The sequence below is a fragment of the Curtobacterium sp. MCBA15_005 genome (assembly GCF_001864855.1).
Lineage (GTDB): Bacteria > Actinomycetota > Actinomycetes > Actinomycetales > Microbacteriaceae > Curtobacterium > Curtobacterium flaccumfaciens.
This window is the reverse complement of the sequence record NZ_MJGL01000009.1, coordinates 1-24139: the sequence shown is the minus strand read 5'-3', so window position 1 is coordinate 24139 and position 24139 is coordinate 1. Positions and strand designations below refer to the sequence as shown.

General features: G+C 72.2%; 27 protein-coding genes, 1 tRNA gene and 1 riboswitch. Of the genes, 11 read left to right on the top strand and 17 right to left on the bottom strand.

Annotated features, from left to right (window positions below):
• Positions 1-66 precede the first annotated feature (66 nt).
• Positions 67-546: an NUDIX hydrolase gene (locus BIU89_RS06765; protein WP_027466654.1), complete on the bottom strand. Its 480-nt coding sequence runs from the start codon at positions 544-546 to the stop codon at positions 67-69.
• Between the two features lie 60 nt (positions 547-606).
• Here BIU89_RS06765 and nagB point away from each other — a divergent pair, with 60 nt between their 5' ends.
• Positions 607-1392 (top strand): glucosamine-6-phosphate deaminase, encoded by a 786-nt coding sequence (gene nagB, locus BIU89_RS06760; protein ID WP_071245367.1) that lies wholly within the window; start codon positions 607-609, stop codon positions 1390-1392.
• Positions 1393-1538: 146 nt separating this feature from the next.
• Here the strand turns inward: nagB and BIU89_RS06755 are convergent, their stop codons facing one another.
• Positions 1539-2714, bottom strand: a complete 1176-nt coding sequence (locus BIU89_RS06755) for a MalY/PatB family protein (protein WP_071245365.1) — start codon at positions 2712-2714, stop codon at positions 1539-1541.
• Positions 2715-2758: 44 nt separating this feature from the next.
• A complete protein-coding gene (locus tag BIU89_RS06750) occupies positions 2759-3331 on the bottom strand; it encodes a TetR/AcrR family transcriptional regulator (RefSeq protein ID WP_071245363.1) in 573 nt (190 codons plus the stop codon).
• Between the two features lie 77 nt (positions 3332-3408).
• Here BIU89_RS06750 and BIU89_RS06745 point away from each other — a divergent pair, with 77 nt between their 5' ends.
• Positions 3409-4299: an SDR family NAD(P)-dependent oxidoreductase gene (locus tag BIU89_RS06745; protein WP_083404224.1), complete on the top strand. Its 891-nt coding sequence runs from the start codon at positions 3409-3411 to the stop codon at positions 4297-4299.
• 100 nt (positions 4300-4399) lie between these two features.
• The gene (locus BIU89_RS06740; protein WP_254791522.1) at positions 4400-6847 is read left to right on the top strand and encodes a GH92 family glycosyl hydrolase; all 2448 of its coding nucleotides are present in this window, start codon (positions 4400-4402) and stop codon (positions 6845-6847) included.
• A gap of 16 nt (positions 6848-6863) precedes the next feature.
• On the opposite strand, the gene nagA is transcribed toward BIU89_RS06740, so the two are convergent.
• The 6 genes from nagA to BIU89_RS06710 all read right to left on the bottom strand — a co-directional run bounded on the left by nagA (position 6864) and on the right by BIU89_RS06710 (position 11841).
• Complete coding sequence (gene nagA, locus BIU89_RS06735; protein ID WP_071245359.1) at positions 6864-8030, bottom strand: N-acetylglucosamine-6-phosphate deacetylase; 1167 nt, start codon at positions 8028-8030, stop codon at positions 6864-6866.
• Entirely contained in the window at positions 8027-8434 is a 408-nt protein-coding gene (locus tag BIU89_RS06730; protein ID WP_051596981.1) for a YrdB family protein, read from the bottom strand. The genes nagA and BIU89_RS06730 overlap by 4 nt, the downstream gene beginning before the upstream one ends.
• Positions 8435-8442: 8 nt before the next feature.
• On the bottom strand, positions 8443-9303 hold the full coding sequence (purU, locus tag BIU89_RS06725) for a formyltetrahydrofolate deformylase (protein ID WP_071245357.1): 861 nt from the start codon (positions 9301-9303) through the stop codon (positions 8443-8445).
• A gap of 81 nt (positions 9304-9384) precedes the next feature.
• Positions 9385-10782, bottom strand: a complete 1398-nt coding sequence (locus BIU89_RS06720) for an MFS transporter (RefSeq protein ID WP_083404223.1) — start codon at positions 10780-10782, stop codon at positions 9385-9387.
• Positions 10783-10894: 112 nt separating this feature from the next.
• Positions 10895-11329 (bottom strand): MarR family winged helix-turn-helix transcriptional regulator, encoded by a 435-nt coding sequence (locus tag BIU89_RS06715; protein ID WP_071245355.1) that lies wholly within the window; start codon positions 11327-11329, stop codon positions 10895-10897.
• A 56-nt stretch (positions 11330-11385) separates the two neighbouring features.
• On the bottom strand, positions 11386-11841 hold the full coding sequence (locus BIU89_RS06710) for a MarR family winged helix-turn-helix transcriptional regulator (protein ID WP_071245353.1): 456 nt from the start codon (positions 11839-11841) through the stop codon (positions 11386-11388).
• Between the two features lie 75 nt (positions 11842-11916).
• Between BIU89_RS06710 and BIU89_RS06705 the strand changes: the two genes are divergently transcribed.
• Positions 11917-12789, top strand: a complete 873-nt coding sequence (locus BIU89_RS06705) for an NAD(P)H-binding protein (protein ID WP_083404221.1) — start codon at positions 11917-11919, stop codon at positions 12787-12789.
• A 43-nt stretch (positions 12790-12832) separates the two neighbouring features.
• Here the strand turns inward: BIU89_RS06705 and BIU89_RS06700 are convergent, their stop codons facing one another.
• Entirely contained in the window at positions 12833-13306 is a 474-nt protein-coding gene (locus BIU89_RS06700) for a DUF2017 family protein (RefSeq protein WP_071245351.1), read from the bottom strand.
• Positions 13303-13608 (bottom strand): ATP-dependent Clp protease adapter ClpS, encoded by a 306-nt coding sequence (clpS, locus tag BIU89_RS06695; RefSeq protein ID WP_071245350.1) that lies wholly within the window; start codon positions 13606-13608, stop codon positions 13303-13305. Before clpS ends, BIU89_RS06700 begins: the two co-directional genes overlap by 4 nt.
• 38 nt (positions 13609-13646) lie before the next feature.
• A riboswitch (ZMP/ZTP riboswitch) is annotated at positions 13647-13731 on the top strand.
• Positions 13732-13827: 96 nt separating this feature from the next.
• Here clpS and glyA point away from each other — a divergent pair.
• From glyA to BIU89_RS06680, 3 genes are all read left to right on the top strand, one after another.
• The gene (gene glyA / locus BIU89_RS06690; RefSeq protein ID WP_071245650.1) at positions 13828-15105 is read left to right on the top strand and encodes a serine hydroxymethyltransferase; all 1278 of its coding nucleotides are present in this window, start codon (positions 13828-13830) and stop codon (positions 15103-15105) included.
• Positions 15102-16037 (top strand): tetrahydrofolate dehydrogenase/cyclohydrolase catalytic domain-containing protein, encoded by a 936-nt coding sequence (locus tag BIU89_RS06685; protein WP_071245348.1) that lies wholly within the window; start codon positions 15102-15104, stop codon positions 16035-16037. Before glyA ends, BIU89_RS06685 begins: the two co-directional genes overlap by 4 nt.
• Positions 16038-16144: 107 nt before the next feature.
• Positions 16145-16594 (top strand): hypothetical protein, encoded by a 450-nt coding sequence (locus BIU89_RS06680; RefSeq protein ID WP_027466641.1) that lies wholly within the window; start codon positions 16145-16147, stop codon positions 16592-16594.
• Positions 16595-16718: 124 nt separating this feature from the next.
• On the opposite strand, the gene galK is transcribed toward BIU89_RS06680, so the two are convergent.
• Complete coding sequence (gene galK / locus BIU89_RS06675) at positions 16719-17858, bottom strand: galactokinase (protein ID WP_071245346.1); 1140 nt, start codon at positions 17856-17858, stop codon at positions 16719-16721.
• Positions 17855-18952: a galactose-1-phosphate uridylyltransferase gene (gene galT / locus BIU89_RS06670; protein ID WP_071245343.1), complete on the bottom strand. Its 1098-nt coding sequence runs from the start codon at positions 18950-18952 to the stop codon at positions 17855-17857. The genes galK and galT overlap by 4 nt, the downstream gene beginning before the upstream one ends.
• A gap of 64 nt (positions 18953-19016) precedes the next feature.
• Between galT and BIU89_RS06665 the strand changes: the two genes are divergently transcribed.
• Positions 19017-19871: a DeoR/GlpR family DNA-binding transcription regulator gene (locus BIU89_RS06665; protein WP_027466638.1), complete on the top strand. Its 855-nt coding sequence runs from the start codon at positions 19017-19019 to the stop codon at positions 19869-19871.
• Positions 19868-20800, top strand: coding sequence for an aldose 1-epimerase family protein (locus BIU89_RS06660; protein WP_027466637.1), 933 nt, complete (start codon positions 19868-19870; stop codon positions 20798-20800). The genes BIU89_RS06665 and BIU89_RS06660 overlap by 4 nt, the downstream gene beginning before the upstream one ends.
• An 88-nt stretch (positions 20801-20888) precedes the next feature.
• Here the strand turns inward: BIU89_RS06660 and BIU89_RS06655 are convergent, their stop codons facing one another.
• Together BIU89_RS06655 and BIU89_RS06650 are read right to left on the bottom strand one after the other, a co-directional pair.
• Positions 20889-21209 carry a hypothetical protein gene (locus BIU89_RS06655; protein WP_071245341.1) on the bottom strand — a complete coding sequence of 107 codons (321 nt, stop codon included), beginning with the start codon at positions 21207-21209 and terminating at the stop codon, positions 20889-20891.
• Between the two features lie 186 nt (positions 21210-21395).
• Positions 21396-22211 (bottom strand): SGNH/GDSL hydrolase family protein, encoded by an 816-nt coding sequence (locus BIU89_RS06650; protein ID WP_139178854.1) that lies wholly within the window; start codon positions 22209-22211, stop codon positions 21396-21398.
• Positions 22212-22351: 140 nt separating this feature from the next.
• On the opposite strand from BIU89_RS06650, the gene BIU89_RS06645 reads away from it, so the two are divergent.
• Positions 22352-22906, top strand: a complete 555-nt coding sequence (locus BIU89_RS06645) for an SGNH/GDSL hydrolase family protein (protein ID WP_071245337.1) — start codon at positions 22352-22354, stop codon at positions 22904-22906.
• Between the two features lie 118 nt (positions 22907-23024).
• Here BIU89_RS06645 and BIU89_RS06640 read toward each other — a convergent pair.
• Positions 23025-23097, bottom strand: a tRNA-Lys gene (locus BIU89_RS06640).
• 53 nt (positions 23098-23150) lie between these two features.
• Positions 23151-23312: a DUF2207 domain-containing protein gene (locus BIU89_RS18050; RefSeq protein ID WP_138801981.1), complete on the bottom strand. Its 162-nt coding sequence runs from the start codon at positions 23310-23312 to the stop codon at positions 23151-23153.
• A 127-nt stretch (positions 23313-23439) separates the two neighbouring features.
• Between BIU89_RS18050 and BIU89_RS06635 the strand changes: the two genes are divergently transcribed.
• Positions 23440-24069 (top strand): hypothetical protein, encoded by a 630-nt coding sequence (locus tag BIU89_RS06635; RefSeq protein ID WP_027466634.1) that lies wholly within the window; start codon positions 23440-23442, stop codon positions 24067-24069.
• The last annotated feature ends 70 nt before the right edge of the window (positions 24070-24139 follow it).

The window sequence follows — 24139 nt, the reverse complement described above, 5'->3', positions numbered from 1 at the left end:
GAAACGTCGGGGGACGCGGACGGGAGGCCCGTGGCGGCCTGGCACCGCGCCTCCAGGCCGGTGGGGTCAGCGCTGGAAGCGCGCCTCGCGCTCGTCCGCCAGCCCGGCCTCGACGCGTGCCCGCATGTTCTCGGACATGTCGGGCAGGGCGTCGAGCCGAGCCCAGAACGCCTCGGTGTTCTCGCCGTCGGCGGGGTTCGGCGTCCCGGAGACGTACCGACAGGCGAAGACCAGGTCGAGGTACTGCGACCGGTCGCCGTTCGGGTAGGTCATCTCGGGCAGCACCTGCACCCAGGCCAGGCGTTCGGCGACGGCGACGACGTCGGCTTCCTCGAGGACCTCGCGTTCGGCGGCGACGGCGGGTTCCTCGCCCGGGTCGACGATCCCGGTGACCGGCGTGTACGCGCCCGTGTCGGCCCGTCGCACCACGAGCAGTTCGCGCTCGGCGCCGGAGCCGCGCGTCACGATCGCGCTCACGCCCGACAGCCAGAGCGGCGCCGTGCCGATCTTCTCGCGCAGGGACAGGACGAAGTCGGGGGTCGGCATGCCTCCACGCTACCCACACGACCCCTGTCGCAGACTGGTCATGACCAGTAGGCTGGGCGTGTGGAGATCATCATCCTGCCCACGCCGGACGAGGTCGGTCGCGTCGCCGCGGCCAAGATCGCGTCCGTCGTCGCCAAGAAGCCGTCCGCCGTCATCGGTCTCGCCACCGGATCCAGCCCGCAGGGCATCTACACCGACCTGCAGCGCCGGGTGCAGTCGGGCGAGATCTCGTTCGCCGAGGCCCGTGGGTTCGCCCTCGACGAGTACGTCGGCATCCCGCTCGAGCACCCCGAGTCGTACGCTGCCGTGATCGCCCGCGACGTCGTGGCGCCCCTCGGCTTCGACGCGTCGCGCGTGCGGGTGCCGGACGGCCGTGCCGCCGACCTGGAGTTCGCGGCCAAGGAGTACGACGCCGCGATCCGTGCCGCGGGCGGGATAGACGTGCAGATCCTCGGCATCGGGGCCAACGGCCACATCGGGTTCAACGAGCCGACGTCGTCGTTCGCCTCGCGCACCCGCATCAAGACCCTCGCGCCGTCGACCCGAGACGCCAACGCGCGCTTCTTCGACTCGCCCGAGCAGGTCCCGACGCACTGCATGACGCAGGGGCTCGGCACCATCCTCGAGGCCCGTGAGCTCGTCCTCGTCGCCCAGGGCCCGTCGAAGGCGGCGGCCGTCGCCGCTGCGGTCGAGGGGCCGCTCAGCTCCTTCGTGCCCGGTTCGGCCCTGCAGCTGCACGAGCACGCGACCGTCGTCGTCGACGAGGAAGCCGCCGCCGGGCTGCAGCTCGCCGACTACTACCGCTACACGTACGCGAACAAGCCGGCCTGGCAGCGGTTCGAGTAGGCGGCTGGCGTCTTGCTGCGGTAGACGCCGGCGTCTTGCTCAGACGCCGCCCGAGCGCCGACACGCCGCCGAATTCGGGGGCGTGTCGACGATTGCGGGGCGTCGCACGCGCACGCCGGCGTCTTCCGGCCCGGCCAGGTCCGGTGTCAGGCGCGCGCGGCTGCGGCGAGGCGGCTGAGCCCCTCGTCGAGGGTCTCAGCCGAGCACCCGAAGTTCAGCCGCGCGAAGCCCCGGCCCTGCCGTCCGAACGCCGGGCCGGAGCCGAGCGCCACCTTCGCCCGGTCGACGAGCTCCGCCGCGGGGTCGTCGCCCCACGGCAGCGCCCGCAGGTCGAGCCACGCCAGGTACGACGCCTGCGGCTGCCGGTACTCGGCGCCGGGCAGCACGTCGCCGATCCGCTCGGCCAGGGTGCGCCGGTTCGCCGCGAGCTCGGTGAGCAGTGACGCCAGCCACGGCTCGCCCTCGCTGAAGGCCGCGACGCTCGCGGTGTAGCCGAGGATGCCGGTGCGCTCGACGACCTCGGTCGGCAGGCCGTCGAACCAGGCGCGGGCCCGCTCCGAGGCGCCGATCATCATCGCGCACTTCGTGCCGGCGAGGTTCCAGGCCTTGCTCGCACTCGTCAGGGCGACCCCGAGCGATGCGGCCTCGGGGCAGGACTCCAGGAACGGCGTGAACACCGCGTCGGCGTGCACGAGCGGCGCGTGGATCTCGTCGGACACCACGATGGCGTCCCACTCGGCGGCCAGCTCCGCGAGTGCGACGAGCGATGCACGGTCGTGCACCAGGCCGAGGGGGTTGTGCGGGTTGCAGAGCAGCACCGTGCGGGCTCCGTCGGCGAACGCCTGCGCGAGGCCGTCGAGGTCCATCCGCCAGCCGGCCGTGGTGTCGAAGGGGTCGGCCGCGCCTGCAGGGGCGAGCAGCGGGACCTCGGTGACGGTGCCGCCGGCCTCGGACACGTACTCCCAGAACGGCGGGTACACGGGCGGCATGATGACCACCTGGTCGCCCGGCTCGATGACCCGGCGCAGCACCTCGACCGCCGCGACCGACACGTCCGTGGTGGTGCGGACCAGGTCGGGGTCGACCCGCCACGCCCACCGGCTCTCGGCGAAGTCGGCGAACGCCTCGGGCAGGGCCCGCCCGTGCCCGACGTACCCGGTGTCGCCGTTCGTCACCGCGGTGACCAGGGCGTCGCGGATCGGCTCGGCGAGCATGCTGTCCATCTCGGCGACGAACATGGGGAGCACGTCCGGCGGGTAGGCCGTGTACTTCTCGCTCGTGCGGGACCGGTACGCATCGAAGACGGACACCATGACGCTCATGCGCCCATCCTGACAGCGAGGCACGCGGGGCGCGAGGGTGGTGGTCAGGCCGGGCGGAGGCCCGCCAGCAGCACCTCGACGTAGCGCTCGGGGTCGTGCACCCGGGAGCCTCCCGCCACGGCGGCCGCCCGCATGCCGCACAGCAGCCGTCGCAGGTCGTCCGCGTCGACGTCGGCACGCACGAGCCCCTCGGCCCGTGCCCGAGCGAGCAGTGCGTCGACGGACATCACCAGGTCTCCTGCGAGCGCAGCGGTGTCGGCGCACGAGAACCCGCCGTTCGTCAGCAGGTCGCCGAGGGCGGCATCGTCGACCATGCTCCGGAACGCAGCCGTCACGACCCCCCGGAGCGCGTCCCCGGTGTCCGGCACGGCGACGGCGACACGGACGAGGTCGAGCATGTCCTCGAGCGCGTCGATCGCGAGCGCCTCGAGCAGGTGCTGCTGCGACGGGAAGTGCCGGTAGGCGGTCCCGACACCCACACCGGCCTCGTGTGCGACGGCGTTCAGGAGCGGCTGCTCGCAGCGCTCGAGGAACGACCGGGCGACGTCGAGCAGCGCGGTCCGGTTGCGCTGCGCATCGGAACGCAGCGCTTCGGGGCGGGCCATGGCGATCGTCATGCGGACACTCTATCCGGTTGTGCTAGCGTTCCGGATGGATCATCCGATTCGATACGGAGTGCGGACAGGAGACGACGATGGAACCCTTCACGTGGGAGCCCGGACAGATGGCGGACCAGCACGGGCGGACGGTCGTGGTCACCGGTGCGACCGGCGGACTCGGTCTGGTGGTCGCGACCCGACTGGCCGCCGCTGGAGCGCGCGTCATCGCGGCGGTCCGCAACCCGGACAAGGCGGCTCGCGTCCTGCCCGCCGGTCTGGAGGCGCGGGTCGTCGACACCGCGTCGGTCGCCTCGGTCACGGCGTTCGCCCGGCAGCTCGCCGCGGACGGCATCGTCGTGGACGCCCTCGTCAACAACGCCGGCGCGACGCTCGGCGCGTTCGGGTTGACCGACGAGGGCATCGAACGCACCTGGGCCACCAACGTCGTCGGGCCAGCCGTGCTCGCCGACGCGATGCTCCCGGTGCTCGGTGGACCGTCACCCCGGGTCGTGCTCGTCGGGTCGAACCTGTCGCAGCGCACCCGCCGCGTGCCTGCACCGGGCGGGGTCGACGATGCGAGCGGCTACTCCCAGTTCGCCGTGTACACCGACTCGAAGACGGCGGCGACGGCGCTCGCGGTCGACCTCGGCGAGCGGCTCCGCGCGGCTGGCTCGGACGTCCGCTCGGTCATCGCACACCCCGGCATCGCAGCGACGGGGATGAACGACCAGGCCGAGACCCTCACGCAGCGCCTCGGTGGCCTGGTCGCCCGCAGCATGGCCCGGACCGCGGAGGACGGCGCTCGCTCGACGCTCTGGTCGGCCACCGCACCGGACGTCGCCGAGGGGGTGTTCGTCGGGCCGGCGCTGCGTCGGGGTGACCGGCGGCTGCACGTCGTCCCCGTCCGCGGGGCAGCCGCCGACCCGGGGTTCCGGCAGCGGGTCCGCACCTTCGTCGACGAGGTCGCAGCGCGCACGGTTGTCTGACCGAACGGCGCCGGCCCGACGCCGAACCCGACGTGAACAGCGGGAGAGCGGTCGGTGACGAGAGCGGCGTCCCCCGTCCGAGGGGGCTAGCGTCACGAACGTGAACCGATCTCGCGTGCACCGTCGCCCGCTCGTCCGTCCGCTCCCGCTCGCCGCGGTGGCCACGATCGCCGTACTGCTGGGCACGGGGATCGTCGCCGCGCCGGCGGTGGCCTCGCCATCGACGCAGGCCGGGCGGACCGTGAGCGATCCGGCCCGGTACGTCGACCCCTTCGTCGGCACGAGCAACAACGGCAACACCTGGCCCGGGGCCACCGCACCGTTCGGCATGGTGCAGTGGAGTCCCACCGGGACCGCGGGCGACCAGACGTCGACCCCGGTCGCGAACGGCTACTCGTACGACGTGAACCGGCTGCGCGGCTTCAGCCTGACGCACCTGAACGGGGCCGGGTGTGCTCCGGGTGCTGCGGGAGACGTGCCGATCATGCCGGTCACGACCCCGGTCACGACCTCGCCGTCGGCCGACTCGAAGGACGCTGTCTACGCCGCCGGGTACTCCCACGACCAGGAGTCCGCGAGCCCCGGCCGCTACGGCGTCACGCTCGACAACGGCGTCCGCACCGACCTCGCCGTCACCACGCGCGCCGGCGTCGGCGCGTTCACGTTCCCGGCCGGCAAGGACGCGAACCTGCTGTTCCGCACGTCGAACTCGATCAACGGCAGCGAGGCCGCGATCACCCGCGTCGACCCCCGCACCCGCACGGTCAGCGGCAGCGTCCTGACGGGCGGCTTCTGCAGCCGCCGCGCGAACGGCGGCGGCGCCACCAACCCGGACCGCCGCAGCTACTACCGCCTGTACTTCACCGCGACCTTCGACACGGCGTTCGCGAGCACCGGCACCTGGAAGGACGGCACGGTCCAGCCTGGAGGCACGTCCTCCTCCGGTGGGGAGGGTTACCTGACCGGGGCCGACCGCGCCGGACGCGGCTCCGGCGCGTGGGTGGGGTTCGACGCGCGTCGCGGAGCGACGGTGCAGGCGAAGATCGGCATCTCGTACGTGAGCGCAGCCGGGGCTGTCGCCAACCGTGACGGCGAGGTGACCGGGCGCTCGACCGTCGCCAGCGTGGCGGCCGGCACACGGGCCTCCTGGAACCGTGAACTGTCGCGCCTGCGCGTCGGCGGCGGCACGGCGGACCGGACCACCCAGCTCTACACGTCGGTCTACCACGCACTCATGCAGCCGAACACGCTGAACGACCGCGACGGGCGCTACCTGGGCCCGGACCTGCGGGTGCACCGGATGGACCGCGGACACCGGGCCGTCTACGGCACGTACTCCGGGTGGGACCAGTACCGGGCGCAGATCCAGTTGCTCGCGCTGCTGCGGCCGGACGTCGCCGGGGACATGGCGCAGTCGATGCTGCGGTTCGCCGAGCAGAACGGCGGGGTGTGGGACCGGTGGCTGCACCTCGGCGCGCCGACACACGTGATGACCGGCGACCCCTCTGCCGCGACGCTCGCCACCTGGTACGCCATGGGCGTCCGGAACTTCGACGTCCGGGCCGCCTACGCCTCGCTGAAACGCCAGGCGACGGTCGAGAACGCGGACGCCGAGAGCGACATCGGGTGCCCGGGGCAGTGCCTGGCGCAACGGCCCGCACTCGACGAGTACCTGGAGCGGCAGTACGCGGCGAACGACGACTGCTCCTGCTGGGGCGGTGCCGCCGAGACCCTCGAGGACTCGATCTCCGACAGCGCGCTCGGGTACTGGGCAGGTTCCCTCGGACTTCGTTCCGACGCCCGGATGTTCGCCGAGCGGGGGACCTCCTGGAGGAACACCTTCAACGCCGCCGTCGGGTACCAGGCCGCGCGGCAGGCCGACGGCTCGTGGACGCCGGGCTGGTCGCCGTCGACGGGGACCGGGTTCGCGCAGGGCACCAGCGCGCAGTACACCTGGCTCGTGCCGCAGGACGTGCAGGGGCTGTCCAGCGCGCTCGGCGGTGACGACGCCGCGGTCGCACGGCTCGACGACTTCTTCCACGACGCCTCGGGCAACTGGGCGGTGACGGGTGGCGACGCCACGAAGTTCGACCCGACGAACGAGCCCGACATCCACACGCCGTGGATGTACAACGCCCTCGGCAAGCCCTGGAAGACGCAGGAGACCGTGCGGCAGGTCGTGGACGACGCCTACTCGACCGGCCCCGGCGGCCTGCCCGGCAACGACGACCTCGGCACGATGAGCGCCTGGTACGTCTTCGCCTCGATCGGCCTGTTCCCGCAGACGCCCGGCCGAGCGGACATGCTCATCGGCAGCCCGACGTTCAGCACGGTCGACATCCGGCGCTCGAGCGGGGAGCGGATCGTCATCCGGTCGACCGGGACCGAGCCGTACGTGCAGGGAGCCCGGTTGAACGGGCGGACGCTGGAGCAGTCGTGGGTGCCGGCGTCCTTCGTGACGCGGGGCGGCACGCTGTCGCTCCGGGTCGGGGAGACGGCGGACACGTCGTGGGCGAGCGGCGAGCGAGGGCGCCCGGTCGACCGCTGAACACGCGCTGCGCGCCTCAGCGCAGCTCGCGCCCCCCGCCCCACACGCGCTGCACCTCGAGCGACGGCGACAACGCCACGAGGTCCGCGGCGAACCCCGGCGCCAGCCGACCCAGGCGGTCGCCGAGCCCGAGCGCCGCGGCCGGCGCACTCGTCAGCGCCGCCACGGCCTCGGGCAGGGTCCGCCCGGCGAGCGAGACCGCGTTGCGGAGCGCCACGTCCTGCGTCAGCGTCGATCCCGCGATGGTGTCGGTCCCCGCGACGTGCGCGACCCCGTCGGTCACCGTGACGTCGAGCGATCCGAGCCGGTACGAGCCGTCGGCCGCACCCGCAGCGCCCATCGCGTCGGTGATGAGCGCCACACGACCCGGCGTCGCCCGGAAGAGCGTGTCCGCCACGACCGGGTGCACGTGCACGGCGTCCAGGATGAGCTCGAGCGTCACCCGGTCGTCCGCCACGGCAGCGCCGATCGGCCCCGGTGCGCGGTGGTGCAGCCCCGGCATCGCGTTGCACGCGTGGGTCAGGATCGTCGCCCCGGCATCGAAGGCGGCGCGGGCCTGGTCGTACGTGCCGACCGTGTGCCCGACGGCGACCGTGACGCCGGCCTCGACGAACCGGCGGACGGCGTCGAGGGCTCCGGGCAGTTCGGGCGCGATCGTCACCTGTCGGATGACGCCCTCGCCCGCTCCGAGCAGCGCGTCGACCGCGGCGGGCGTCGGGTCGATCAGGAACGACTCGTTGTGCGCACCCTTGTTGTGCGGGGACAGGAACGGTCCCTCCAGGTGCACACCGAGCACGAGCGGGTCGGTCGCCATCACGGCGCGGACGCGGGTCAGCGACGCCGCGAGGGCGGGGACCGGGTTCGCGACGAGCGACAGGACGGAGCGGGTCGTGCCGTGCGAACGGTGCATCGCGAGCGAACGGTCGAACGAGTCGTCCTCGTACGCCTCGGTCGCCCCGCCGTGCCCGTGCAGGTCCACGAAGCCGGGCGTCAGGACCGCGTCGCCCAGGTCGACGACCCGGTCGGCCGCGGGGGCCTCGGGGCCGGAACCGGTCGCGTGGATCGTGTCGCCGACGACCAGGACCCAGCCGTCGGCCGTGGTGCCGGCTGCGTCGACGACGCGGGCTGCGCGGACCAACGTGCGCTGGGCCTCCTGGCCGGTCTGGAGGCCCGTGGCACTCATGCGGTCTCCTTGCGGAACGCGATCAGGCCGCTCAGGGCGGCGATCACGATGAAGACGATCCCGACGACCGGGTGGCCGATGGAGATCCAGGTCGCGCCTGCGGCGACGACCAGGGCGACCTCGACGATGGTCTTGCCGACGATGTCGGTCTCGATCGGGGACCGCGGCGACCGGAAGAAGTACCAGACGACCGCGGCGAACAGCGGGGCGCCGACCATGAACAGGTAGCCGGGGAGCGGGAGCTGCCATGACCAGTATCCCCAGAAGGCCAGGGACAGCAGGCCGAACACCATCACGGCGATCCGCAGGACCATCCAGGCCTCGAACCGCCGTCGCGGCTGCCGGACGGCGGCCGGGTCGGGAACCGATTCCCAGTCGACGGGGGACTGCGGGGCGTTGGTCATGGTGCTGCCTACTTGAAGATGATGGTGCGGGCGCCGTCGAGCAGGACGCGGTCCTCCGCGATCCAGCGCACCGCCTGGGTGAGCGTGCGGGACTCCTCGTCCTGCCCGATGGACACCAGCTCGGCCGGTTCCTTGGTGTGGTCGACGCGGACGACGTTCTGCTCGATGATCGGGCCCTCGTCGAGGTCGCTCGTCACGAAGTGTGCGGTCGCACCGATGAGCTTCACCCCGCGGGCGTGTGCCTGCCGGTACGGGTTCGCGCCCTTGAAGCCGGGCAGGAACGAGTGGTGGATGTTGACGGCACGGCCCTCGAGCGCGGCGCAGAGCTCGGGCGACAGGATCTGCATGTAGCGGGCGAGGACGACGAGCTCGATGTCGTGCTCCTCCACCGCCTGCAGCACGCGTCGCTCCATCTGTTCCTTCGAATCGGCGTCGGTGACCGGGCGGTGCTCGAACGGTACGGAGTAGAACGCCGCGAGCTCGGACAGGTCCGCGTGGTTCGACAGCACGAGGGGGACCTCGATCGGCAGCTGTCCGCCGCGCTGCCGGTAGAGCAGGTCGTTCAGGCAGTGGCCCGCCTTCGACACCAGCACGAGGGTGCGCAGCGGACGCCCGACGACGTCGAGCTGGACGCGGGCGTCGTAGCGGGCGGCGACGGGGGCGAGCGCTGCCTCGAAGGCGGCGCGGTCCACCGGCGCCATCACCTGCAGGCGCATGAAGAACGTGTTCGTGTCGGCGCTGGAGAACTGCTGCGACTCGGTGATGTTGCCCTGGGCGGCGACGATCGCTCCGGAGACAGCGTGCACGATCCCGGGCTGGTCGTCGCAGACGAGCGTCAGGGTCCAGTGTGTGGGGGTCGGGTCGGTCACCGGATCAGGGTACCGGCCGAGGGGGATGTGCTTCGTGAGCAGGAACGGTCGAGTGGGCAGCGGTGACCCGACCGTTCCTGCTCACGAAGCGTCAGACGCAGCGGCGGGGGCGTCAGACGCAGCGGCGGTGGCGTCGGGCGCACGCGCAGGGGCCGGTGCGTCGGCGTCACGCAGGCGACGGTCGGCCAGGGTCAGCACGGTCAGGAGCACCGCGACGCCGAGGATCACCCACGCCAGCACGTGCAGGTCCGGCGTCGTCGGGGCCTGGCCGAACACGCCGCCGATCAGCGAGGACGCCGCGATCGCCCCGATGTACACCGCGGTGCGGGACAGCCCGGCCGCGGTGCCGATGTACTCCGCGGGGACGAGCCGGTACAGCGCCGCCTGGTTCGACACCGACGCCAGGGCCTGCGGCACCCCGAACAGCGCCGGGGTCAGGGCGAGCAGGACGACGGGCGACCCGGTGTGCAGGAAGAGCAGGAGCACACCGCCGAGGATCGGCACCAGCGCGGCGACGACGAGCGGCCCGCGGATCGCCGTCTTCCGTGCGACGACGAACGAGGCCACCCCGGCGACGATCGCGGCCGGCAGCTGGATGTACCCGGCGACGTCGCTCGGGTAGCCCGCGACGTCCTGCACCCACTGCGAGAACCCGTAGGTCATCGTGTAGGCGAGCAGGTACGTCAGGAACAGGCGGCCGTACGTGCGGGACAACGCGCCGTTCCGGGCGAGCAGCCGCACGTCGACGAACGGTCGCACGGCCCGGAGCTCCCACGCCACCAGGGCGACGAGCAGCACGAGCGCCACCGCGAGCAACCACCACAGCCCGGCGGACAGGTCGAGCAGGAAGACGAGCAGCGCCGAGACGGTCCCGGTCATCAGCACCATGCCGAGCGGGTCGAGCGCCTGCAGCACCGGCAGCTCGGCGTCGTCGCGCGGACGCAGCCGGTCGGACGGCAGCCAGAGCGTCGCCACGACGATGCCGAACACCGCGAGCGGCACGTTCACCAGGAAGATCGCGTGCCAGCCGAACGCGGCGATGAGCGCCCCGCCGAGCGGTGGGCCGGCGGCGGCGGACACGAGCGACGTGATCGACAGCGCCCCGAGCACGAGCGGCGGCGTCGGCTTCCCGATCCGGGCGGAGTGCTGCCGGAGCGTGGTGAGCGCCGCCGGGTACGCCGACGACGTCCCGATGCCGATGAGCACCCGGGCGAACACGGCGCCGCCGAACCCGGTCAGGACCTCGGGCACCACCCCGGCGATCCCGACGATGACGAGCCCGGTCAGGAACACCTTCTTCGGGCCGAACCGGTCGGCGAGCTTGCCCATCGTGGGCTGCGCGATCGCACTCGCCAGGTACAGGGCCGCGACGAGCCAGATCGCCTGCGCCGCACCGATGCCCAGGTCGCGGGAGATCGGGGTGAGGGCTACCGACACCATCGTGGTGTTGATCGGGTTGAGCAGGGGCCCGACGAGCACCGGGATGAGGAGCTTCGGGCCGAAGCCGCTGCCCGTGGTCGTGTCGGGGGTCGTGGTGGTGGTGGACGTGAGAGCGCTTCTTCCGGTTGCAGGACTGGGCGAGGGGTGCGGGTCAGGGATCGACGATCGGCCCGAGCAGGTCCATCGCCCGCGCGATGACGCGGCGGTCCGCCTCGGGCAGGGTCGCGAGCCGCTCGGCGAGCTCGTGGTTCCGCGCGGCCCAGGCGGTCTGGCGCGCGTCCCGACCGGCCGCCGTCGCGCTGACGATCGCCCGCCGGCCGTCCGTCGGGTCGGCCTGCCGCTCGGCCAGGCCGAGGTCGACCAGGGCCTGGACGGTCGCGCCCATCGACTGCGGTCGGACACCCTCGGCTCGGGCCAGGTCGGCGATGGTGGCCGGCCCGTGTCGCAGCAGGCGTCCGAGGGCGGCGGTCTGCGACGCCGTGACGTCGTCCGACTTCGAGGCCAGCAACGACCGCCGCAGTCGTCCGTGCATCGTCAGCACGGCGTCGGCCAGGTCGGTCGGGTCGGTCTCCGGTGCGTCGGTCACGCCCCGGAGGCTAGTCCGTCACCAGCCCACCTTGCAAGTTTGCCTTCCGATACCGGTCAGGGAACGGCGGAACCGACGTCGCCCGCGTCCGGCTCGAGCAGCGGGAGCAGGGTCGCCGAGATCGGCTCCGCGCCGTCGCCGAACCACGCGTTGCTCGCCCGGACGATCGGGTGGGCGCGTGCCAGCAGCGCCTCGCCCTGGTCGGTCAGTCGCATCCGGGAGGCCCGTCCCCGGCCCGGTGCAGCACCCCGCTCCACGAGTCCCCGCGTCGAGAGCCCCCCGACGAGCGTCGTCATGCTCTGCGGTCGGACGCCGACCGCCCGCGCCAGGTCGGCCTGGCTGAGCTCGCCGGCCGCTGCGAGCTGGATGAGCGCCCCGAACTCGACGGGGGTCAACCCGAGCGGCGCCAGCTCGGCCGCGAGTCGGCGGGAGAGCGTCCGTGCGGCCCGGATCACCGTCCAGGCCACGATGCCGTCGACGTCGTCACGCGGGGCTGGGAGTTCCTGGGGCACGGGGTGATCGTACCGGCGTACGTTCATGTATCAGGAAACTGATACCAGAACCGGTCAGTGGAACGAGGAGCAGACATGGGCGAGATCGTGGCGGTCACCGGCGTGACCGGAGACGTCGGGGGCAAGACGGCGGAGCTGCTGCGGGCGGCAGGGGTGACGGTGCGAGCCGTGGTCCGACGACCCGAGCAGGTCGACGCGCTCGGGGCGCGGGGCATCGACGGCCGCCTGGCCGACCTGGACGACGAGGACGCGCTCACCGCCGCGCTCGACGGGGTCGACCGGTTCTTCCTCGTGACGCCGGTGAGCCAGCGGCAGCGCGAGCAGGGCACCACCGGGGTCCGTGCGGCGCAGCGGGCAGGGGTCGGCCGGATCGTGCAGCTGTCGGGCGGGGACGCCGCCGAGCACTCCCCGATGTCGTGGGCGAGCGCCGCCTGGCACATCGACCGGCTGGTGCGCGAGAGCGGGCTGGCGTGGACGATCCTGCACCCCTCGTCGTTCATGACGAACGTGCAGCCCTCGGCGCCCGCGATCCGCCGGGGGTGGTTCCCGCACACCACGGGCCGCGGGGTGATCGGCTGGATCGACACCGAGGACATCGCCCGGACCGCCGCCCGGGTGCTGACGGAGGACGGCCACGACGGCACCGAACCGGTGCTCACCGGGCCGGACCTGCTCGATGCGCGGGGTGTCGCCGCCGCGCTCACCGCAGGGCTCGGCCGACCCGTGCGCGCCCTGCACCTGCCGAGTCGGGTCTACGCCGGTGTGCTGCGCCTGAGCGGGGTGCCCGCCTGGCAGGCCGAGGGGCTCCGGCAGCAGTTCGGCCGGGTCGTCCGACGCGGCCTCGACGGCGTCGACGTGATGAGCGACGACGTCCTGCGCATCACCGGCACCGCACCCCGGAGCCTGACCGACTGGGCGCGAGCCCACCGCGACGACCTGCTGGGGTGACCCGTCGCGCCGGAGGTGATCCGGGCCTCCAGGCCGTGGGCCGTCAGCGCGACGTGAGCGTCACGACCAGGTGCTCCTGCACGTAGCCGAGCCAGTCGTAGACGTCGCGCAGGCCGACGCCCGCGTCGGCCTCGACGGAGCGCTCCTCGTCGTCGGCGTCCTCGATGCCCAGCCGGTCGGCGATCGTCAGCCGCAGGTCGGTGAGGGTGCGGAGCCACGCCTGCTCGTCCTCGGCGTCGAGCGAACCGTCGCGGGTGCCCGTCAGCCAGTCGTGCACGATCGAGGCGTTCGTCGTCTTCTGCGTGAGCAGGTCGGACTGCGTGTACTTCCGGAACTCCGCGCTCGCCTCGTCGTCACCGGGGTAGGCGTCCGGGAACATCCGCTCGCTGATCGGATCGGTGGACAGGTCGCCGCCGAGCACCTGCCGCAGCTGCGCGGTGAGCGAGGCGAGCAGGTCGCGCTCGCCGGAGGACAGGCCGAGGTGGACGCCGTCGGCGCGGCGGACGAACGGGATCACGCTTCGGGGGCCTTGTCGACGGTCGCCTGCAGCCCGTAGCCGTGCATGGACTGCACGTGGGCCTCCATCGATTCGCGTGGACCCGACGCCACGATCGCCCGACCGTCGTCGTTCACCTGGTGCATGAGTCGCTCGGCCTGCTCGCGCGAGAACCCGAAGTGCCGCTGGAAGACGTAGGTGACGTACGACATCAGGTTCACCGGGTCGTCCCACACCACCGTGACCCACGGGGTGTCCGCCCGCGCACTGGTCCGTTCGTCCGTGGTGGTCCGTTCGTCCACGTCGGGCGAGAGCAGCGTCATGCATCCAGGGTGACACAGGGCGGGGTCGCTCGGTACGATCGTCAGGTCGCGACTGGCGTTGGATGGGTCACCATCGGGGAGCGACAAAGACACGGTGCGCGGCCGTACGCCTGGGCTGCACCGACCGACCGTCCGAGTGCGACCAGCTGGTCGTCCGCACACCGTAGGAGTCCCGTGTCCATTGCCGATCTGCCCCCGTTCGTCTCCGACTCGGCCGAGGTGGCCGAGCCGGCCGCCGCCCGCGCCGCGTTCAACGCCCCGCTCACCGAGGTCGACCCCGAGATCGCCGCCGTCCTGCAGCAGGAGCTCGGCCGCCAGCGCGACACCCTCGAGATGATCGCGTCCGAGAACTTCGTGCCGCGCGCCGTGCTCGAGTCACAGGGCTCCGTGCTCACCAACAAGTACGCCGAGGGCTACCCGGGCAAGCGCTACTACGGCGGCTGCGAGTACGTCGACGTCGCCGAGCAGCTCGCCATCGACCGTGCCAAGGCGCTCTTCGGTGCTGAGTACGCCAACGTCCAGCCGCACTCCGGCGCGACGGCGAACGCGGCCGTCCTGCACGCCATCGCCTCGGCCGGCGACACCATCCTCGGCCTCGAGCTCGCGCACGGCGGGCACCTGACCCACGGCATGAAGCTCAACTTCTCCGGCCGCATCTACAACGCCGTGGCGTACGGCGTCGACCCCGAGACGTTCGAGGTCGACTACGACGACATCCGCGCGAAGGCCATCGAGCACCAGCCGAAGGTCCTGATCGCCGGTTGGTCCGCTTACCCGCGCCAGCTCGACTTCGCGAAGTTCCGCGAGATCGCGGACGAGGTCGGCGCGAAGCTCTGGGTCGACATGGCGCACTTCGCCGGCCTCGTCGCCGCCGGTCTGCACCCGTCGCCGGTCCCGCACGCCCACGTCGTCTCGTCGACGGTCCACAAGACCCTGGGCGGCCCCCGCTCGGGCATCATCCTGTCGAACGACGAGACCCTGTTCAAGAAGCTGAACTCCGCGGTCTTCCCGGGCCAGCAGGGCGGCCCGCTCATGCACGTGATCGCCGCGAAGGCCACCGCGTTCCTGCTCGCCGGCACCCCGGAGTTCAAGGACCGTCAGGAGCGCACGATCCGTGGCGCCCAGGCCCTCGCCGCCCGCCTGACCGCCGACGACGCCAAGACCGCGGGCATCGACGTGCTCACCGGCGGCACCGACGTGCACCTGGTGCTCGTCGACCTGCGCGCGTCCGAGGTCGACGGCAAGCAGGCCGAAGACCTGCTGCACGAGGTCGGCATCACCGTGAACCGCAACTCCGTGCCGTTCGACCCGCGCCCGCCGATGGTCACCTCGGGTGTCCGCATCGGCACCTCGGCGCTGGCGACCCGCGGCTTCGGCGACGCCGAGTTCACCGAGGTGGCCGACATCATCGCGCTGACCCTCATGCCGAACCCGGACGTCGCAGCGCTCTCGGCCCGCGTGAAGGTCCTGACCGACGCGTTCCCGCTCTACGCGTGAGCGGTTCGGTCAGCGCGGCGCTCCCGCGCGAGCTCTGGGCCGGTGAGGGGAGTGCCGTCCGGATCGACGGCACGGCCCTCGCCGCCCGGACGCTCGACGAACTCCGGGGCCGGATCGACCGCCTGCACGAGCACGGCATCCGTCCGGGCCTCGGCACGATCATGGTCGGCTCGAACCCCGGCTCGATGTCCTACGTCGCTGGCAAGCACCGCGACTCGGCGTCGATCGGGCTCGACTCGCACCGCATCGACCTGCCCGAGACGGCGTCCGCTGCCGACATCCGGGCCGCGATCCTGCAGATGAACGACGACCCCCGGGTCACCGCGTTCATCGTGCAGCTCCCGCTGCCGCACGGCATCGACCCGACGCCGATGCTCGAGCTGATGGACCCGGCGAAGGACGCCGACGGCCTGCACCCGACGAACCTCGGCGAGCTGGTGCTCGCCGTGCCCGGTGGTGCCGGCACGATCGACGCACCGCTGCCGTGCACCCCTCGGGGCATCGTCGCGATGCTCGACGCGTACGAGATCCCGATCCGTGGTGCGCACGTCACGATCATCGGGCAGGGGCTGACCGTCGGACGGCCGCTCGGCCTGCTGCTCACGCGGCTCGAGGCGACCGCGACCCTGACGCACTCGCTGACCGCGGACGTCGCCGCGGAATGCCGTCGTGCCGACATCATCGTCGCCGCGGCCGGGGTCGCCGGGCTCGTCAAGCCCGACTGGGTGCAGCCCGGTGCCGCCGTCATCGACGTGGGGATCACCCGCGTGGTCAACGAGGAGACCGGCAAGGCGAAGCTGCACGGCGACGTCGACCCCGCGGTCGCATCGGTCGCGGGCTTCCTGTCGCCGACTCCCGGTGGTGTCGGGCCGATGACCCGCGCCATGCTCATGAAGAACGTCGTCGAGGCCGCCGAGCGCCTGCTGTCGTAGCGCGCGGGCGCTCGCGTGCTGATGGAGTGCAGCAATGGTCGGGTGGCGTCATCGCACCCGACCATTGCTGCTCACGAAGTGCACTCCGCCGGTGCTACGGTCGCGGCATGGGGGACGAACGACTGCAGACGGCGCCGGTGATGCGCCCCCGGCCCGAGCCGTCGCAACTGACCAAGGACGCCCGGTGGCTGATCGTCATCGTGGCGCTCTGCGTGCTGTTCCAGGCTCCGGGGTCGACCTGGTCGATGACACTCGCGCACGCCGGCCAGGAGTACACGTTCACGTCGGGCCCCTGGTTCGGGTGGACGCTCGCGACGGTGGGGTTCGCGGTCGCCGGGTTCGTCGTCGCGATCGCCCGCCGTGGTGCAGCCCGCTTCGACGAGCACACCGTGATGGGCCTGACCCTGGCTGCCGTGCTCGGGACGACCGTCGTGGTGTGGCTGCTCATGCCGGCGCAGACCGCGTGGGTGGAGTGGGCCGTGGAGCACGGTCGGACGCACCCGTTCGTGCTCGGGAACGTCGTGGAGTACGTCCGGTACGCGGACTACCTCGGCTGAGTAGGCGGACGCGCGCGGTCGGGGTGGTCGGGGTGCTGCCGTTCTTTCGCGCTGAGCGACAGCCCACGGGCTGATCGCCGCGTGACCTGTCGCTGAGCGCGAAACGTCGAGCGCGCGAGCGCCGTCAGTCGCGCCGGGCGCCCTGCGCGGCGTGCACCGTGAACACGTTCGGCTCGCGGTACCCGGCGTCGGCGAAGGCAGCGGTGACGGCGGCGGTGATCACACCGCGCGACTCCTGGTCGACCAGCGCGATCGCCGCGCCGCCGAACCCACCCCCGGTCATGCGGGCACCGACGGCACCGTGCTCGACCGCCGTCGCCACGGCCAGGTCGAGCTCCGGCACGGAGATCTCGAAGTCGTCGCGCATCGACTCGTGCGACGCGACGAGCAGGGAACCGATCGCCCGGGGGCCCTGTTCGCGCAGCGTGCGGACGGTGTCGAGGACGCGCTGGTCCTCGGTCACGATGTGCCGAACGCGGCGGAAGGTCTCGTCGTCCAGGAGCTCCTGCGCACGAGGGAGGTCCTCGACGCTGACGTCACGCAGGGCCTCGACACCGAGCACCCGCGCACCCTTCTCGCACGAGGCCCGACGAGCCGCGTAGCCACCGGTCGCGTGGGCGTGCTCGACACGGGTGTCGATGACCAGGACCTCGAGCCCGTTCGCCTCGAGCGCCAGGTCGACGACGGCGGTGTCGAGCGTGCGGCAGTCGAGGAACACGACGGCGTCCTGCTCGCCGAGCAGCGAGGCGGACTGGTCCATGATCCCGGTGGGGGCACCGACGGCGTGGTTCTCCGAGTACTGCCCGACGCGCGCCAGGGTCTTCCGGTCGAGGCCGAGTTCCCACAGGTCGTTGAACGCCAGCGCGACACCGCACTCGATCGCCGCACTGGACGACAGGCCCGCACCGACCGGGACGTCGGACTCGATGAAGACGTCGAACCCGGTCTTGTCGCCCAGATCGGCACCGGCCTGCTCGCGCAGGGCCCAGGCGATGCCGAGGACGTAGGCCGACCAGCCGCTCATGGCCTCGGGCGACAGGTCGTCGAGGGACAGCGCCACCGGCTCGCTCGTGGCGTCGAAGGCGGAGGCGACGCGGATCGTCCGGTCGTCGCGCTGCGCGATGGAGGCGGTGGTGCGACGGTCGATCGCGAAGGGCAGCACGTACCCGTCGTTGTAGTCGGTGTGCTCACCGATCAGGTTGACGCGACCCGGAGCGGAGTACCGCACCGTCGGCTCGTACCCGTAGACCTGCTGGAACGTCATGCGCGCTCGACTCCCTGTCGGATGAACTCGGCCGCCTTCTCGGGCACGAGGTCCCCGATCCAGGCGCCCATGGCGGCTTCGCTGCCGGCCAGGAACTTCAACTTGTCCGCCGCACGTCGCGGCGAGGTGATCTGCAGCATCAGCCGCACGGTGTCGCGGGCGGTGTGCACCGGTGCCTGGTGCCACGCGGCGATGTACGGCGTCGGGTCGCCGTAGAGCGCGTCGAGCCCACGGGTGAGCCGGAGGTGCATGTGCGCCAGCTCGTCCTTCTCGGCGTCGGTCAGGCCGGCGAAGTCGGGGACGTGACGGTGCGGCAGCATGTGGATCTCGATGGGCCAGCGCGCGGCGAACGGGACGAAGGCGGTGAAGTGCTCGCCGGCGAGGACGACCCGCTCGGAACCCCGCTCGTTCGCCAGGTGCTGCTCGAACAGGTCCGGGCCGAACCGTTCGATGCTCGCGAGCAGTCGCTGGGTGCGCGGGGTGATGTACGGGTACGAGTAGATCTGTCCGTGCGGGTGGTGCAGCGTGACGCCGATCGCCTCGCCCCGGTTCTCGAAGGGGAACACCTGCTGGATGCCCGGCATCGCGGAGAGTGCGGCGGTGCGGTCGGCCCAGGCTTCGACGACGGTGCGGGCACGCGACTCGGAGATGGAGGCGAAGGACCCGGAGGTCTCGGGCGAGAAGCACACGACCTCGCACCGGCCGACCGAGCGGAGCTGGCGGTTCAGGCCGACGTCGCTCAGGGACTCGAGCGACTCGGGAGCGTCGTCGGCTTCGAGCAGCGGGCCGAACGACGGCGAGCGGTTCTCGAACACGGCGACGTCGTAGCGGCTCGGGATCTCGGACGGGTTGGCCGCGCTCTGGGGCGCGAGCGGGTCCTGGTCGGCCGGCGGCAGGAACACCCGGTTCTGCCGGGACGCCGCGATCGACACCCACTCGCCCGTCAGGACGTCCTGCCGCATCCGCGCCGTCTCGGGCCGCGGGTCGAGCACGCGCTCGTCGATGCTGCGTTCTGCGGGCAGCGTCGAGTCGGCGTCGTCGAAGTAGAAGAGGTCGCGGCCGTCCGCGAGCTTCGTCACGCGCTTGGTGATCACCGGAACAGCCTAGCGCCGATCCGAAGCGTTGCGAAGGACATCGGAAGCAAGCGAAACTGTCCACATGACGGACGCCGACCTCTCCTTCCTCGCCGGCGCGCTGCCCGCGCCCCTGCGGCAGGACCGCATCGTCGCGATCGTCGACGGCGCCCCGGGCATGGTCCGGACGGCCGCGTTGGCCGCGTCCCTCGGCACCAGCGAGGTGACGGTCCGCCAGGACCTCGCCGTCCTCGACCAGGAGGCCCGGATCCGTCGGGTGCACGGTGGTGCGGTCCGCCTCGGGGCCGGGTCCACCGAGCGCCCCTTCGAGGAGACCGCCGTCGAGCACCAGGTGGCCAAGGCGGCCATCGGCCGTGCGGCGGCGGCGCTGGTGCGCCCGGGGGAGTGCGTCGTCCTCGACGTCGGCACCACGCCCGCCGCCGTCGCCGAGGCGCTCGTGGCGCGCACCGAACTCACCGGCGTCACCGTCGTCACGAACTCCCTCACCACGGCGCTCGCGCTCGAGCGAGCCGTCCCGCGCTTCACCGTGATCGTCACCGGCGGCACCCTCCGCCCCCTGCAGCACTCACTCGTCGCGCCCTTCAACGGCGCGGTCCTGCCGATGATCGCCGCCGACCTCGTGTTCCTCGGTGGCACCGGCCTCGACGTCGACCACGGCCTGACGAACGTGAACCTGCCCGAGACCGAGGCCAAGCGGATGCTCGCGGGGACGGCCCGGCGTACCGTCGTGGTCGCGGACGGGTCGAAGTTCGGCCGGGCCCACATCGGGGTCGTCCGCGCGCTCGAGGACATCGACGTCGTCGTCACCGCCGAGGCCGACGCCGCCGCGGTCGCCACGATCCGGGCGGCCGGCGCCCAGGTGATCGTCGCCGACGGCGAGCAGCACACCGAACCAGCCGGAAGGAAGAACACCCCATGACCGCAGCACCCACGGGTGGCCAGTACCGCCTCCACCACGCCGGGCCCGACGGGGTCGTCGAAGCCGTGGTCACCGAGGTCGCCGCGGGCATCCGCGAACTCCGCGTCGCCGGCTTCGACATCACCGAGCCGTTCCCCGTGACCGAGCAGCCGCCGGGGGCGAACGGGATCGTCCTGGCACCCTGGCCGAACCGCGTCGCCGGTGGCGTGTGGGAGCTCGACGGCAAGCGGCAGCAACTCGACGTCTCGGAGCCGAAGTACGGCAACGCGTCGCACGGACTGCTCCGGTTCGCCCCGTACCGGGTGGTCTCGCAGACCGAGACGTCGATCCAGCAAGAGGCGACGATCCACCCGCAGCACGGGTGGCCCTTCACCCTCGAGACGCGCGTGCTGCACGAACTCGTCGACGACGGCATCCGCGTCACGCACGAGGTCACGAACCGTTCGGGCGTCCGTGCACCCTTCGCGATCGGTGCGCACCCGTACCTGCGCGCCGGTGACACCCCCGCCGACGACCTGGTCGTCACGCTCGACGCCGCGACCGCCTTCACCGTCGACGAGCAGAAGGTGCCGAACGGTTCGGTGCCGGTCGAGGGCACGCCCTACGACCTGCGCCAGGGGCGGCGGGCCGGGGACTCGGACCTCGACACCGCGTACAAGGACGTCACCCCCGACGCCGAGGGGATCCGCCGGACGACGATGCACGGGCCCGAGGGCGACGGGGTCGAGCTCTGGCAGGACGCCTCGTTCCCCTACGTGCAGGTCTTCACGTCGCGCGAGTACCCGCGTGGCGACGGGAAGGGCCTGGCGGTCGCGGTCGAACCGATGACGGCACCAGCCAACGCGCTGAACTCGGGCGAGGGCCTGCGCTGGCTCGAGCCGGACGAGACCTGGACCGGTTCGTGGGGGATCCGCCGCGTCTGGTCCTGAGGACTCCGGTCGGCGCGCACCGCTGACACGACGAAGGCCCCGCCGGGTGTCCTGCGGGGCCTTCGTCGTTCGTGTCGGGAGCCGGGCGTCAGCCGCGGCGCATCCGGAGCGCCTCGACCGCGAGGGACTCGGTCGCGTACCGGCCGACCTCGTGCGCCCACGCCGGGTCGTCGCCGCGGAGCGCGATGAAGTCCTTGCGCTGCCGGCAGACGTAGCCGAGCACGGCGGTGGTCGTGGCGACCTCGATGAAGTCCTTGCGGATGTGGCGGGTCGTGACCTGGGCGTTGCGGCGGAGCGTGTCGAGCAGGAGCTCGTTGCTCATCGTCGTGTTGGTCGCTGCTGCGAGCTCGACGATGCGGCGCGCGTCACCGGTGGTGCTGGTCTGCGTGGCTTCGATGGGCTCGATCACGGTGTACCCCGTTCGTTCGTGGTGGTGCTGTGCTGCAGGATCCGTCGATCGGATCCGGGAACGACACTATCGGCGCTATGCCAACAATCCGCTGAGGGCGGGCTGGGCTGTGCAGGGGATCCGCCATGAGCCAGCTGAGGAGGACTTGTACCCCGGTGCCGCGGCCCCCGGCGCCCGGTCGCGTCGTCAGGAGCAGCGTTCGCTCGGCGCGGCCCTGGTGAGTTCCTCGAGCGCCCCGTCGATCTTGTCGGCCAGGTAGCGGTACCCGTCGTCGTTGAGGTGCTGCCCGTCGCCCGCCGCGTAGCTCGCGCTGTTGGCCGACGTGAACCACTGCCGGTCGATCGCATCGATGAACGGCACCCGGGCGTCTCGTGCGCCGGCGGCGACCGCCGCCGAGATGGCCACGGTGGTCTTCGCGCGGGGCTGCGGTGCCGAGGGGCCGATCGCCACCACGACCGCGTCCGGCCACTGTCGCTCCGCGGTCCGCAGGGTCTGCTCGACGCGGGACTCGAGCGTCGCGGCGTCGACGAGCCAGTCGTTCTGGCTGCCCTGCACGATGACCAGCTCGGGATCGAGGGACGCGTGCCGTTCGATCCGCGCGATGTAGGTCCGTGCGGAGGAGTGCGACCTTCCGGTGTTCACGTAGCCGCTCCCGGGCACGCCGTCGATGGTGGCGTCCCAGCCGCGTTCCGCGACGAGGTCCTGCGCCCAACCGTGCATGCCGTCGTACGAGCCTCGCCCGGTCGTGTACGAGTCGCCGACGATGAGCACGTCCGAGCCGGCGGCGATCGCCGATGCCGCCTCGCTCGCCGACACGGTCGGCGCTCCCGGATCCGGCTGGCACGCGTCCGACACCGTCGGGAGCAGGACGAGGAGCCCGGCGACGCCGAGGCTCATCGCGCCGAGGGCGACAGCCGGTACCAGGCGTCGCCTCCGGCGTCGTCGTCTGAGCAGCAGCGAACGGGGACCGTCCGGCCATCCGCCGTCGGTTCGTCGGGCCACGGCCGGGATTCTACGCGGCCCGATCCGCACCTCGGCTGACCGGTGAGGAGTGTCCGCGAACACCGCTGGCGGCACGCGGAGCGCTGTCCTGGGCGTGGTTGGCTGGACACCCGCGACCGAAACCGACCCTGGGAGCTCCCGTGACGACTGTCACCTACGCCGGCGACAGCATCACCAACCCCGAGAACTCGTTCTCCTGGACCCGGTTCCTGACCGGGACCGATCTGCGGCTCGTCAGCGGTGTCGGCATCAGCGGCGCGACGTCGGCGGCGGTGCGGAACGCCGTGGCCCCCGTAGATGCCGACGTCCTCGTCGTCATGGTGGGTACCAACGACATCCGCCTCGGCGTGGGTCGGTCGACCATCCGCGACAACATCGCGGCGATCGTCGAGGTCGTCGGTGCCGACCACGTCGTCATCGGGCAGGTCGCACCGTCCAACCTGATCGACTACGGCGCCGACCACATCGACCGTGCCGCCGGCGGGTTCGCCCACAACCGCGACCTCGCGCGGTTCACGGCCGATCGGGGGTGGCTGCTCGTCGACCCCTGGTTCCCGGTCCGTCGCCTCGACGGCACCTACGCGTCCGGTGCGGCCGACGTCGACGGCGTCCACCCGACGGTCGCGACCGGCACCACGGCCGGGGCGATCCTGTCCACCGCCATCCGCATCGCCGCCGGTGGGGCGTCTGCCTGACACAGCGGCGTTCGCGAAGGTGTGGGCCCCGTGGGACTCGCCGGCGTTCGGGAGGGTGTGGGCCCCGTGGGGCTCGAACCCACGACCCTCGGATGAAAAGCCGGCGTTCGCGAAGGTGTGGGCCCCGTGGGGCTCGAACCCACGACCCTCGGATTAAAAGTCCGGTGCTCTACCAACTGAGCTAGAGGCCCTCACCCGCAAGGCTAGCGGGTGAGGGCCTCCAGGAAGGAACCGTCGGTCCGGGTCAGCCCCGACGTCCGGTGAGCGAGCGCAGCAGCCACGCGATGACCGCGATGACGAGCAGCACGATGCCCACCCAGAGCAAGAACTTCAGGCTCGCGGCGAACCCGCCGACGAACAGCAGGATGACTGCGATCACAGCCAGGATGATGAGCAGGGCGTTCATGGAAGATCCTCTCCTTCACGTGCAGGGAGGAGCGCCTCCCTGCCGCAACACGGTACGCGTGGCGCAGCCGTTGCGTTCTGGGCGAACGGGACGCGGGCGTGTCACCGGCCGCGCCTACACTGCTGCGGTGCCTCGCGATCACCACCGTCCCGTCCACTTCACCGACGCCGAGTTCGCCGCCATCCAGGGCGGTGAGGACCCGGCGCTGGTGAACCGTGTCGCGCACGAGACCGCGAACGCACTGCTGCACCGGGTGCGCGAAGACCCGGACCCCGCCGTGGTCGAGCGGCTCGTCACCTACACCGACGTGCACGGCATCGACGCCATCGCGGAGCTGTGGGCACGGGTCGGGGCACACACCCTGCCGGGGGCGCTCTGGCGGGTGTACCTGGTGCGCATCGTCATCCGGCAGAACCCGGAGGAGATCGCGTACCTGTTCGAGCGGGGTACGGCGCAGATCGGCACGATCGACCAGGCGGTCGCTGGCGCCGAGGAACCGACGGGCCCGGCAGAGATCCTGACGCTCGCCGACCGCATCCTGCACGGCCTGTACACGGGCGACCTCGCGGTGGCGCTCGACCGCGGGGCGTCGTTCTGTCGTCTGACCGCCGCCGGCGCGACGGCCGTGGCGGACGAGTCGGACCTGGTCGCGTCCGAGCGCGCGAGCGAACTCACGACGCGGGCACTCCGCCTGACGGAGCTGGCGGCCGACCTGACCGAGGCGGCGGCGCTCTGGCGCCGCGACAGCCTGGACTGAGCGCGCGGCGGGACGGACCCGCACCGGGCCTCCAGGCCCGCGCAGCAGTCCGGAACGCATCCGGGCATGA

Bases quoted from the DNA above. Each gene is read 5' to 3' on its own strand.
- BIU89_RS06765 (WP_027466654.1), bottom strand. From the start codon at position 546: ATGCCGACCCCCGACTTCGTCCTGTCCCTGCGCGAGAAGATCGGCACG.
- BIU89_RS06755 (WP_071245365.1), bottom strand. From the start codon at position 2,714: ATGAGCGTCATGGTGTCCGTCTTCGATGCGTACCGGTCCCGCACGAGC.
- BIU89_RS06750 (WP_071245363.1), bottom strand. From the start codon at position 3,331: ATGACGATCGCCATGGCCCGCCCCGAAGCGCTGCGTTCCGATGCGCAG.
- BIU89_RS06745 (WP_083404224.1), top strand. From the start codon at position 3,409: ATGGAACCCTTCACGTGGGAGCCCGGACAGATGGCGGACCAGCACGGG.
- nagA (WP_071245359.1), bottom strand. From the start codon at position 8,030: ATGAGTGCCACGGGCCTCCAGACCGGCCAGGAGGCCCAGCGCACGTTG.
- BIU89_RS06730 (WP_051596981.1), bottom strand. From the start codon at position 8,434: ATGACCAACGCCCCGCAGTCCCCCGTCGACTGGGAATCGGTTCCCGAC.
- BIU89_RS06705 (WP_083404221.1), top strand. From the start codon at position 11,917: ATGGGCGAGATCGTGGCGGTCACCGGCGTGACCGGAGACGTCGGGGGC.
- clpS (WP_071245350.1), bottom strand. From the start codon at position 13,608: ATGACGCTGCTCTCGCCCGACGTGGACGAACGGACCACCACGGACGAA.
- BIU89_RS06680 (WP_027466641.1), top strand. From the start codon at position 16,145: ATGGGGGACGAACGACTGCAGACGGCGCCGGTGATGCGCCCCCGGCCC.
- galK (WP_071245346.1), bottom strand. From the start codon at position 17,858: ATGACGTTCCAGCAGGTCTACGGGTACGAGCCGACGGTGCGGTACTCC.
- BIU89_RS06665 (WP_027466638.1), top strand. From the start codon at position 19,017: ATGACGGACGCCGACCTCTCCTTCCTCGCCGGCGCGCTGCCCGCGCCC.
- BIU89_RS06660 (WP_027466637.1), top strand. From the start codon at position 19,868: ATGACCGCAGCACCCACGGGTGGCCAGTACCGCCTCCACCACGCCGGG.
- BIU89_RS18050 (WP_138801981.1), bottom strand. From the start codon at position 23,312: ATGAACGCCCTGCTCATCATCCTGGCTGTGATCGCAGTCATCCTGCTG.